Annotated in this window: 8 protein-coding genes; 6 read left to right on the top strand and 2 right to left on the bottom strand. The window is 50.4% G+C overall.

The genetic code is table 11. From position 1 onward, the window contains the following. The first annotated feature begins 15 nt into the window (after positions 1-15). Genes NT073_RS32320 through NT073_RS32310 form a run of 3 tightly spaced genes read left to right on the top strand, consistent with a single transcriptional unit; the run spans position 16 to position 3,770 of the window. Complete coding sequence (locus NT073_RS32320) at positions 16-864, top strand: hypothetical protein (protein ID WP_297382341.1); 849 nt, start codon at positions 16-18, stop codon at positions 862-864. A gap of 40 nt (positions 865-904) precedes the next feature. Beyond that, complete coding sequence (locus tag NT073_RS32315; RefSeq protein WP_297382340.1) at positions 905-1,399, top strand: hypothetical protein; 495 nt, start codon at positions 905-907, stop codon at positions 1,397-1,399. 4 nt (positions 1,400-1,403) lie between these two features. Continuing rightward, positions 1,404-3,770, top strand: a complete 2,367-nt coding sequence (locus NT073_RS32310; protein WP_297382338.1) for a M43 family zinc metalloprotease — start codon at positions 1,404-1,406, stop codon at positions 3,768-3,770. A 95-nt stretch (positions 3,771-3,865) separates the two neighbouring features. Here the strand turns inward: NT073_RS32310 and NT073_RS32305 are convergent, their stop codons facing one another. Both NT073_RS32305 and NT073_RS32300 read right to left on the bottom strand, forming a co-directional pair. Further along, positions 3,866-4,816 carry a sterol desaturase family protein gene (locus NT073_RS32305; protein ID WP_297382336.1) on the bottom strand — a complete coding sequence of 317 codons (951 nt, stop codon included), beginning with the start codon at positions 4,814-4,816 and terminating at the stop codon, positions 3,866-3,868. A gap of 746 nt (positions 4,817-5,562) precedes the next feature. Continuing rightward, positions 5,563-6,468 (bottom strand): universal stress protein, encoded by a 906-nt coding sequence (locus NT073_RS32300; protein WP_297382335.1) that lies wholly within the window; start codon positions 6,466-6,468, stop codon positions 5,563-5,565. A 221-nt stretch (positions 6,469-6,689) separates the two neighbouring features. Here NT073_RS32300 and NT073_RS32295 point away from each other — a divergent pair, with 221 nt between their 5' ends. The 3 genes from NT073_RS32295 to NT073_RS32285 all read left to right on the top strand — a co-directional run bounded on the left by NT073_RS32295 (position 6,690) and on the right by NT073_RS32285 (position 12,258). After that, on the top strand, positions 6,690-8,021 hold the full coding sequence (locus NT073_RS32295; RefSeq protein ID WP_297382333.1) for a DUF2254 domain-containing protein: 1,332 nt from the start codon (positions 6,690-6,692) through the stop codon (positions 8,019-8,021). 15 nt (positions 8,022-8,036) lie between these two features. After that, entirely contained in the window at positions 8,037-8,429 is a 393-nt protein-coding gene (locus NT073_RS32290) for a DUF1622 domain-containing protein (protein ID WP_297382331.1), read from the top strand. A gap of 745 nt (positions 8,430-9,174) precedes the next feature. After that, positions 9,175-12,258, top strand: a complete 3,084-nt coding sequence (locus NT073_RS32285) for a TonB-dependent receptor (RefSeq protein ID WP_297382329.1) — start codon at positions 9,175-9,177, stop codon at positions 12,256-12,258. Positions 12,259-12,267: the final 9 nt, after the last annotated feature.

Below are 12,267 nucleotides of genomic sequence, written 5' to 3'. Positions count from 1 at the left end.
GTCTTGTTCTGGACTATGGAAAATAAAAAGAAATATTCAATAGCTGCTGGTCGCTGGATGCTTGGTCTGTTGGCGATTGCCCTGATTGGGTGGGGAGTGAGTGCCTGTGAGCCACAAGATTTGGACCGGACGTTTGAGGGCCCTTACTTCGTACGGTTTACGGACACCACCCTAACGTATAAAGAAAGCTACAGCAAGCCTATCTCCCTCAGTATACACAACGCAGGTCCCATACTGGACCAGCCCATAACGGTCACATACAGCATCAGCGGTACAGCGCGTGAAGGCAAGGATTATACCATTGCCGGAACGAAAGGAACGGTAATCATTCCGGCAAAGTCCAGTACGGGCAGTATTAAGCTTCAGTTGATCAACAATGCCAACAACATCCTCGAATCGCAGTCGCTCATCTTCACGCTGACAGGCGTTCAGCCCAGTACATTACAGGTTGGGTTTGGCAAGGAGGGCGCTTTAGGCAAGCAGTTGAAATTTACCATTCAAGACGACTGTTTGTTTGGTGGTTTCTATACGGGCAGCGGCCGGGTGGGGGCGCAGAGCTACACCGCGTCGGATGTGGAGATTACCAGCACCGACTGCAAACAGTATATTCTGAAAAATTGGAATATCGGCCTTCTTGATTTCAACGCCACAAAACCAACCCTTACGTTTATAGACAATGGCGATAACTCCCTGACGATACCGCCCCAGGGTAACCCCGAACTCAACTCAACCGATCAGATTTCGGGTCGAGGAGCTTGGAACCCCATCGACCGAAAGATCTCACTAACGCTTCAGTTCAGGCTTAGAATGAGTAATGGCCGGGATACCACCCTATCCTATGCCCAAACCTATACACCGCAGTAGTTTGGTTAATGAGTTATTAAGTTATTGATACATTTCGATCATGCGATATCTTATACGTTTAGTACTTATTCCGGTTGTGACAGGGTGGCTCTTTGGCGGCTGCTCCGAGAAGCTGGAGCCCAAACCCGCCACTTATTCGCAACTGCTGACGGGTACAGAAAAGAAAACCTGGAAGATGGTGTCCCTCCAGATAATTGACGATGGCACTCCATCGGGCGTAATCCCGGTTTCGCAGTCAGGTATTAATCCCTGCATTTATGACGATCTACTTACCTTCTACGCCAATCCCGAACACAAGTTCGAAGCAAGCGAAGGGGCCACAAAGTGTAACGCGTCAGACCCGGATATTTACGTGACCGACACCTGGACGCTGGTCAACGCTAATGCAAGCCTGGAGTTCTACATTCCTGCACTCGATGGTAAATATCCCTGGACGATCAAAAACCTGACCGCCAGTGCCCTGACGGTACAGTACTACTTCCCGGATATTAATGCCAGCTATCAGTTTACGTTTAACTCGGTTACTACTAAATAAGCGTATGTTCCGACTACTACTCAGCTTATCACTACTTGTCCTGTTGACATCAGGAGTACGCGCTCAGACTGCCCAGCAGTGTGCTACGATGGAGATGGATAGTCTGCTCCGCGCTCGTCATCCTGAGCTGGGCACCCTCAATGACTTTGAGCGGGCCTTGCAGCGTAAAATGGTCGAGATCAAAAAACAGATGGCTAGTGGCCGGGTAGGCTTAGCGACGGTCATTACCATTCCTGTCGTAATCCATGTTGTTCATAATGGCGAGGCTGTCGGAGCCGGGCGTAACCTCAGCCGGGCGCAGGTGCAGTCTCAGCTTACCACACTCAACGAAGATTTTCGGCGGAAGGCGGGCACACGGGGGTTCAATGATAATCCATTAGGCGCCGATATTGAAATCGAATTCTGCCCCGCCATCGTCAATCCACAGGGGCAGTCGATGGCTGAGCCGGGTATCGACCGCTACAACGGCAACCGGGCCAACTGGAACCGAAACGATATTGAAGGTATTCTTAAACCCAGCACCAACTGGAACCCCGACAAATATTATAATATCTGGGTTGTCGATCTGAATGATGCCGTAGCCGGTGGTGGGCAGCTTTTGGGCTACGCACAGTTCCCGAGCCAGTCCAACCTGCCCGGCATCCCCTCCGATGGTCCTGCCAGCACCGATGGTGTTGTGATTGACTATCGTTCCTTTGGCAATGCTGAGAAAGGGACCTTCCCCACCATGCGCGATACGTATAACCTTGGTCGAACACTCTCGCACGAAACGGGCCACTGGCTTGGTCTTCGCCATATCTGGGGCGATGCCAACTGCGGTGACGACTTTTGCGCCGATACGCCCCCGCAGGCATCAGAGAGTCGAGGTTGCCCGATTGGTCGGGTGAGTTGTGGATCAACTAATATGGTGCAGAACTACATGGATTACTCCAACGATGCCTGCATGAATATTTTCACGCTGAATCAAAAAGACAGAATTCGGGCCGTTATGGCGCTCAGTCCCCGGCGGGTAAGTCTTTTGTCGTCCAACGTGTGCGGTACCCTGGTGGCTGTTCGGCCGGTGTCTAACTTCCGGGCCGATAATCAGCAGGTATTATTAGGTGGTCAGATCAAGTTCAACGACCTCTCAGATGGATTCCCGACGAGCTGGCTATGGACGTTCGAGGGCGGTACGCCATCCACCTCAACGGAGCAGAATCCTGTTGTTACCTATACCCAGCCGGGCAAGTTTAAAGTAACGTTGGTAACGACTAATGCCGTTGGGCAGTCCGATCCGGTTACGCGTACCGAATACATTGAAGTGCTCAATCAGGGACTTTGCAATACGGTTAGCAACTTTAACGGCACACCAACGGTGTTACAGGAAGTGGGCGGAACGGGTTATGTAGCCGGGCAGAACAGCCATAAGAGTAAAGCCGTATCGGAGTTCTTCGCCAATAAGCTGGGCTATACGAATCTGGCCGGGGCATCGCTTAAGTTTGGCGTGGCCAAGGCCGCTAGGGGAGCCTCGACTGAATCGGTAGTGACCGTAACCGTCTGGAACGGGCGCGGTTTCCAAGGTGGCCCTGGTGCGGTGCTGGGTGAGAAAGATGTACCCCTGCGGGTGATTCTGGACGATGTAGCGAACAACCGCCCCACCACCGTCACCTTCGATCGGAACGTACCGGTAAGCGGACTGGGTTTCCATGTGGGGGTTACGTTCCCGTACACCACCGGTGATACCATTGCTGTTGTGACGACGAAAAACGGTGAATCGCTGGGGGCAACGTCCTGGCGGCAGAACCAGCAGGGCAACTGGCTCCGGTACGCCGACAGCCTGGGTCTGAACGTAGCGCATAATATTGTGGCCAACGTGGGCCAGAAACCATCGGTGCAGATAGCGGCCTCGTCGCTATTCATCAACCCCGGCGAAACCGTTACGCTGAATGCCCGTGGAGCCGGTATTTACAACTGGGCAGGAAGCGGGTTGAACACGACCTTAGGGCCGCAGGTCCTGGCGCAGCCTACCCAAACGACCTCGTATACGGTTACCGGTTCGGGTCTGGATCTGTGCAGCACCACGGCAGTGGTCACAGTCAACGTGCGGGCGGGTACCGTGACGGGCAATGTACCCCTTGCCGAACAGGCTCTGCAAGTAACGCCAAACCCCAGCGATGGGCAAATGATGGTGCTCTTCAGCGGTCCGCAACGGGGCACCTTAACGCTGGGCGTTCGAAACGTAACGGGTGTTGAGCTATCCCGGCAAAATCATCAGAAAACAGCCGACCTCTTCCAGCAAACGCTCGATATAAAAACCGCCCCGCCCGGCGTGTATTTTGTGGAGGTCAGGATAGGCGAGCAGGTGTTCAGACGACGAATTGTGAAGCAATAGACGAGCAAAGGGGCGGATTTTTCAATCCGCCCCTTTGCTCGTCTATAACCAGGTTTTGGTCAAATTCAGAGGTAAAAACACAAATGTCTTTATGCTCAGGAAACGGTGCTCAGTGTTTCGTGCTTACCTCGGACTGTGACCTCTCCGTCAAGAAGTTGTTGCTTCTCCTGCGCTATTTTGACGGGGCTCCCAAAGATGAAAAACAGTTTCCGGCGCCAACCACTGGCTTTTTTTACGTCGGAAATAATATCTGCCACTTCATGAAAATTAATCATCAGCGGATTGGCTTTCTGGTTAATATTCGTTGTGATGCCGTAAACGGGTGGCTCCTCCTCGGGCTGGTAGGTGCCAAAAATCCGATCCCAGAAAATGAAGGTTGCCCCAAAATTCTTGTCGATATACTTCGGTTGGGAGCCATGATGAACCCGATGGTTTGATGGGGTGGCAAAAATAAATTCAATCCACTTGGGTAAACGGCGTATGTACTCGGTATGTACCCAAAATTGGAACAGGACCGCAATCTGGTTCGTGGTGAAAAAGATTACCGGGTGAAAGCCAAGGAGGGCGACAGGTAAAAAGAATATCGTTTTCAGATTCTGAATCCAGCTTAACCGGAAGGAGACGCTCAGATTGTAGTGCTCTCCCGAATGATGAACTACGTGCGTTGCCCACCAGAACCGCTGTTCGTGCGAGATGCGGTGCGCCCAATAGCTGGCCAGGTCGAATAGTATGTAGCACGGAATAAACGTCCACCAGTTTAAAGACATACGCCAGGGAAGTTGGTTGTAAAGCCACACCGTTCCATAGATAAGCGCAAATTTTATCGATGCCCCAATCACCAGAGAGCCTAGCCCTACCAGCACAGACCCAATCGTTTCCTGCTTATCGTAATAAGGCTTATCCTGTTTGTAGGCGACGAACATTTCGAGCCCGGTAAAAAAGAAAAGTACCGGAGCAGCCCAAAGGATTAGATTTGGGGCTGCTTTTTCTAACATTGAGAGATGCTCCAGCGGAATCTGAGGAGCGCCAAAGAAAGTTTCTTTCATGCATTGAGGTTGTTTTATGAGCCGGTTTGCCAAAAGGATTAGCTGAGTTCGTATCCTCCAGTAGAAGAATAACTCAACTAGGATTGCCGGTGCAAAGGAGTACAGGCACGTTAAAATGAGCTTACAGAATTCTTAGATTTTACTTAGAATTCCGTTTTGGCATTACCAATAGGGCCCTGTACTTCAACCTTTATTCTCAATTGTATCCCATTTATACGCAGTCGAATTATGAATTCTAAGGATATTCTAAGCTAATCTTAAGGAAATACTAAAGAAGGAAGAGGTATTTGCCAGTGGACAATATGTTAGAACCCTGTAACGATATGATAGCCAATCTCCTTGGACTTTTAGTGTCAATTCTAGTGGTTAGCCTGTCTTTGCTAACGTTTCAAGCCTTTAAATCCATTTTAATGCTATTGAAAAGGATTTATGTGGCTGACTTTATCCGGTATTGATCGGGAGCTTACCTATAAAATGATAGTGTCCGATCACCTTTAGGCCATTAACACGCACTAAAGGTGATCGGATACATTACTGGCTACTCGTTACCGGTAGCTCAAGAATGATTAACTCGGGTACAAAGGCGTACAGGCTTCTGAAAAGTTAAGCTGGTGAATACTTTTTCATTGTTGAGGTTGAAGGACCGCTACTTAAGCTATGATCTTGAGTAGCGGTTTTGTGTTTTTGTAAGGTTACTGTTATTCGACCCCAGACTAGAAACGATCCGTTCACAATTTCAAAAAGCCTTAAAAGCCCAGGGTGGTAAGACCTGGATCACTTAGGCCATATTTCCAGAAAGGAGTTGATTTGGGTTGCTCCGCATGTATATCTGGACGAATGGACAGAACGGGTACGCGTGCATTATGAATAATCTGTTGTGAAAAAGGACCAATGTGGAAGTTTGACGGTGTAGTTCCCAGGCCCGCTGTTATAATCAACAGATCAGCAGTCAACTCAGCTGCCTTTTCCAGAACGGTTTCCATAATTTGATCTGTCGGATGAAACAACACAGTATGCTTCACCTCATCCTGATTCAATTTACTGTTAAGGGTTAACAGTTCGTCCTGTAATTCACGGATGCTAATTACCTCGTCGGGTGCCGCCATTGCCAGCACCGTTAGCTGCGCATCATTGTTAACACTAATCATGCGGGCAAATTCATATTTGTTCAGAGCACCCGTAACAGGCCGTACCGGGAATAGGATGTGCCTGAAGGAAGTCCATCGCTGTTGGTCCGGAACGGTCAATACCGGGCAGGGACCTGCTTTCAATACATTGTACGCATCTGAGTTGAGACGAAAGGCGCGTGTATCTGAGCCAATATGTGTATCCATAATGACTAAGTCGGCGCTGATCTCATTGGCTGCTGCAACCAATTCATCAATCGTTGGCCCCATTCGGCAACTCCCTGTGCAGTTGATCTGGTATTTCTGAGCCATGCGGGTGGCCAGGGTCTGAATTTTTTCTGTCTCTATCCCGATAGACTCGTCTAGGCCGTAAACCGGGGAGTGCTCCATCCGATCAGGGTCCAGTATACAAACCAGATGAATAGTAGTGCGTTGCTGATAGCACAACAGCATAGCCACATCAAGCGTATTGAGAGTAGGTGATAAATGATTTACTGGAACGAGTATGACAGACAGGGCATCCATATCAATTGAGTAAGAACCAATGAGTAAGAGCAGATAGCCAGGCGTATATGATGGCAATAAAAGGTAAGTACGTAACCTCAAATACAGTGTATCAGTTTGGAAATAGGCAGATTACCTTGTAAAACGGCGCTGGGGCAACCCTCACTCGTATGGCATGATAGCAGCCGTGAAACCATTCTTGGCTCGGCGGGTTTGTAAAGCACACCCCACATATCCGTCTGATGACAACCCGGCTTGAGCAATACTGGCAGCAACTTAAAGAATCATTGTGGTTTGTGCCGGGCCTTATGGTACTGTTTTCCTTTGGGCTGGCCTATGGGTTAATTGAGTTCGATGTGCATACTGCCTGGAATGGGCAGAAACGGCTTCCTCTCCTGTTCGGTACCGGAGCCGACGGAGCCCGGGGTATGCTGTCGGCCATTGCGAGTTCAATGCTTACGGTAGCTGCTCTGGCCTTTTCCCTTACCCTGGCCACCATTACCCAGGTGAGTAGCCAGTATTCGCCCCGCGTGTTGCGAAATTTTATGCGGGATCGGCTTAATCAGCTGGTCATGGGCTACTTTGTCAGTGTCTTTGCCTATTGCCTGATTGTACTGGGTACTATTCGGGGAACCGATGAGATAAAATTCGTTCCGGCCACGGCTGTGCTGGTCGGTTTGTTATTGGCTCTGGGCGGGGTGGCTGCTCTGATCTTTTTTATACACCATATTGCCGAATCGCTCCAGACAGGCACCATTGTCCAGCATATTTTCCATGAAACGAGTAAAGCCATTGAGAGCCTCTTTCCAGAACGATTTGGTGAACCGATCGATGACCCTGAGAAAGCCGAAGCGGCTTTACACTATACAGAAGAACAAAAGGGCTGGCACCCGGTCAGAACAAGTAAGTCGGGTTATCTGCAACGCATCAACACCGATGGGCTGCTGAACTGGGCTGCTGAAAACCATGTGGTGCTGCGTATTGAAAAAGAAATGGGAGCGTTTGTGGGCGAGGGAACTATACTCTTTAGCGTTCGCAGTGGCATGGAGCGCCCTGACCCGGCTGAAGCCGACTGGCCCGGTGATCTGATGAAGTACGTAAGCATCGGACGGCACCGCAACGTAGAGCAGGACGTTGCGTTCGGTATTCAGCAATTGGTGGATATTGCTCTCAAGGCACTTTCGCCGGGTATTAACGATACAACTACAGCCATAATGGCGGTAGATTATCTTGGTGCTGTTTGTGAACGACTTGCCCGGCGCGAGTTTCCATCCCGATTGCGTTCAGACGGTAAACACCTCAGGGTTTTGATTCGCAGTACGAGTTTTGATGACTACATCAGGCAGGCGTTTGATCTCCCCCGTATCAATGCCAAAGGAAACCACGCCGTGTTTCGTCGATTACTACGGGCACTGGCCCTGGTAAATGACGCGGCCTGTTCCGTAGACCGCAAAAAAATCCTTATAAAGCAGGCATCGCTACTTGTGACCTACTCGGAGCAGACGCTCAATAGCGATTATGAAAAGCAACAGGTACTCGACTTGTACGCCCATCTCAAAAAGACGTGGTCATAAATACGTATCTGGCTCATGGAAGAATTTATTAAAGCGGCCACTTTACTATCGGCCCGGTGTATAGAAGCGGGTGCCGCTCTGGTCATTGCAACGGCATCGGTGCGGGCATTGGGAAGTTTCTTGCTGGCAATGGCTACAGACCGGAGTTTAGCGGTTCCAAAAGAGGAAATTAGGCTATCGTTAGGTCGATCGCTGGCGCTGGCTTTAGAACTGGAACTAGGCGCCGATATTCTAAAAACGGCCGTCGCCCCTACCTGGAATGACATTGGCCTGTTAGCGGCCATTGCTGTATTGAGAACAGCCCTTAATTACTTTCTGGAACGAGAATTGCGTAATGCCGAACAACGGGATAACGCACAGCAACAATTAACATCTTCTCGTCTGGAGACAACTAATGGGCCACAATAAATGACCGCGTACGTGCCTTTTCTATGAAGGCTTGTGTATTGACACTTGACCAGGATAAAGATTAGATGCGTTTTGTCGTGTTCAGGAAATGTTGCTTGCCGATCCATCCGGTAAGGTGACAATCTCCACGAACAAAAAAAGCAGGGTATTTCCTTTACCAGCCGTTTTCCAGCTTATTTGCTTCAAAAGGAAGATATTTATTTTAATGCCAAGGCGGTTTATGAACCTTCGGCCCCTGTAACAGCCCCCAACAAACGGCTGGGTACGCTGGTCATGTTTTATAAACCGATGCCTGTTTTGCCTGTAGCTAATCCATAACACGTACGGGCCATTACCTGAGTATCTACATACTTCTTCCTCGTGTTTGGCGAAATTATCGTGGCCGTGGTAATTAGTGGGCTAAGTGAGTTTGTGCGTAGCAAAACGTCTTTGTCCTACGGTTTATCGATGGGGCTGGTCATGTTCCTGCTAGTGGCGTTTATTGGGGGTACAATCTGAGGGTTGGCTCCTACTTTTAGCAGATAGGCCGACGCTGGTAGCTTTTTTTAGGACTTTTTATCGAAGTAGTTAGCTCGTTTTTGTTTGATTATTAGCGTAAAGAAGCAATTGTCTCTTGGTTCGTAGTAGCTAGTTGTTTACAGTTTATGCCTTTCATTAGTATATTTTGTGATTTTTATATGACATCTTGATATTAAAGTATCTGGATTCGTAATTTTGTTGGTTTATGGACTTAATAGATCAACAAATGAGAAACTTTTTACTACTTCTGTTGGTAACCTGGGGTTGTCTGATAGCGACGAACGTCAGTGCGCAGCAGGAGCGGCAAGTGACCGGAAGAGTCACTTCGGCCGAGGATGGCAACCCGCTGCCGGGGGTGTCTATTGTTGCTAAAGGGACAACCCGGGGTACGCAGACGGATGCCAATGGGAGTTATTCGCTAAGTGTACCGACCACGATCGGCACGCTGGTGTACAGCTTCGTGGGTGTGGTTACGCAGGAGGTGTCTATTGGAAACCGCTCGGTGGTCGATGTAGCCTTGAGTAACGATACCCGCTCCCTCGATGAGGTAATCGTAACCGGGTACGGTGCCCAGTCGAAACGTAATCTGACCGGTAATATCGCCAAAGTAGCTGCCCGCGATATTGAGAATATCCCTGTTCCCAGCGTTGAACAAGCCTTACAGGGTAAAGTAGCCGGTGTCCAGATCACCTCCCTCAACGGTAAAGTCGGGCAGGGGTTACAGATTCGGGTGCGGGGCTCCTCGTCCCTGACGGCCAGCAGCCAGCCGCTTTATGTGATCGACGGTATTCCGCTTACATCGTCCGACCAATCGTCGACAACGGCCCCAACCAACCCCATTGCCGATTTAAACCCCAACGACATCGAATCGCTGGAAATCCTGAAAGATGCGTCCTCAGCGGCTATTTACGGCTCACGGGCGTCGAATGGTGTTGTACTGATCACAACTAAGAAAGGGCGTGCTGCTAAAACAACCTTCGAAGCATCGGCCCAAATGGGAGCCAGTAACCCAACGCACCTGCGTCAGTGGTTAAATACGCAGCAGTATGTAGAGCTGTTGCAGGAAGCGCGGGCCAATACAGGCGCTACCTCGGCTACCTCGCTGGCCAATCGGTTTACGCGCTATGCGGCCGGTGATCCCGCAGGCTGGCAGGGTGAAAATCCAAAATACAATACCGACTGGCAGCAGGAAGCCTTCCAGAAAGCACCGTCGCAACAGTATGACCTGAGTGCACGCGGTGGTGATGCCAAAACCCGATTCTTTATTTCGGGTCAGTATTTTGACCAGAGTGGAATCATCATCAAAAACCGATTCCGTCGCCTGAGTGGCCGGGTTAACCTGGACCATACCGCCACGGATAAACTGACGCTGGGGGTGAACTTCAACCTGTCGCATTCCATCAACGACCGGGTTTCGAACGACAATGCTTTCTCAACACCGATGCAGATTGTGGCCCTGTCGCCCATGACGCCGGTTGTCGATCCACGTACCGGTCGGGTGAGTGGTGCTGACCCTGATCTTTACCCAAGTTTCCCACTGTACTACAACCCGCTGATCAACCGCGATTTTGCCAATTTACAGGCGCGGGTGTACCGGATGATCGGGAATGTATATGCCGATTACAAACTGCTGCCCGGCCTGTCGTTCCGTACCGAGTTTGGTACCGACCTCCTGAGCCAGCAGGAAGAAGAATATTACGGCCGCGAAACGCGGGGCAATACGGGCGCACCCAATGGACTGGGGTCAAACACATTCCGTCAGGTGGCCAACTACACGACCAACAACTACTTTTCCTTTGGCCGGACGTTTGCCGAAAAGCATGACGTAGACGCAACGGTGGGTATGTCGTACCAGGAGTCGCGCAACAATTACAGCTCAGTAACGGGTCAGCAGTTTCCCAGCAGCGCGTACAAGCAAATCACATCGGCCGCCCGAATTACAGCGGGCGACGGGCAGGAAACCAGCTTTAGCTTTCTTTCTTACTTTGCCCGTGTCAACTACCGCTTCAATAACCGCTATTTACTGGGGGTATCGGGCCGGATCGATGGGTCGTCACGTTTCGGAACGAATAACCGATACGGGTTTTTTCCGGCGGCATCGGCAGGCTGGATTCTTACCGAAGAATCTTTCCTGAAAAATGTCAAAGCCCTAAGCCTGCTTAAACTGCGGGCCAGTTATGGTTTGACCGGTAATGCCGAAATTGGTAATTTCAGTTCACTAGCTCTGTATGCGGCCACGAACAATGCGGGTACATCGGCCGGGTACGCTGGTGTGCCGGGGCAGGCGCCATCGCAGATACCAAACCCCGACCTGACCTGGGAGAAGACCTTACAGACCGATATTGGGCTGGAGTTCGGTTTCCTCAACAATCGCTTCACCGGCGAAATCGACTATTACCAGAAGAATACGAGTGGATTGCTGCTCAACGTAAACGTACCGGGCTCATCGGGCTTCCGGACGCAGTTGCGCAACGTGGGTAAGCTGGAAAATAAGGGAGTCGAATTTGTGTTCAACTCCAACAACTTTAACGGTCCCTTCAAGTGGACGACCTCGTTGAACCTCGCTTATAATAAAAACGTGATTACCGATCTGGGCGGTACGACCATTACGGGCAGCTTTTTGAACCGGGCGCAGGAAGGACAGCCGCTGGGCGTGTTTGTGGGGCCAGAATATGCCGGTGTCGATGTGCAGAATGGCGACGCGCTGTATTACCGGAACTCGACCAAAGCCGACGGTAGCCTTGACCGGTCGACGACCAATAACTACAACGATGCGGCCTATGTGCCTCTCGGAAACCCAGCGCCTAAGTTCATCGGAGGTATCACCAACACCTTCAGCTATGGCGGTATCGACCTGAGCGTGTTATTCAACGGGCAGTTCGGTAACTACATTTACAATGGGGGCGGTAAATTCCAATCGGCCAATGGCGATTACTTTGATAACCAGTCCACTGATCAGCTTAACCGCTGGAAAAAGCCAGGCGATGTTACCAACGTACCGCAGGCTCGTTTGCTGGGAGGTAACGGCACCGGCGAATCGTCGCGTTACCTCCAGAAAGGTGATTACGTTCGGTTGCGGACCATTACCTTAGGCTACACACTACCCAAAGAACTGCTGACGCGTATTCACCTGAGCCGGGTTCGGATTTTTGCTACGGGGCAGAATCTGCTGACATTCACGAAATACACGGGCTGGGACCCCGAAGTTAACTCGGATGCCTACACCGGTAATCCGGTTAACCTCGGCATTGATTTCTACTCAGCTCCGCAGCCGCGCACAATCATTGGTGGTTTACAAATTGGCTTTTAAGCGACGAAC

This window comes from Spirosoma sp., from assembly GCF_026391055.1.
GTDB lineage: Bacteria > Bacteroidota > Bacteroidia > Cytophagales > Spirosomataceae > Spirosoma.
The sequence above is the reverse complement of the archived record's forward strand: the minus strand, read 5'-3'. Positions and strand labels throughout refer to the sequence as shown.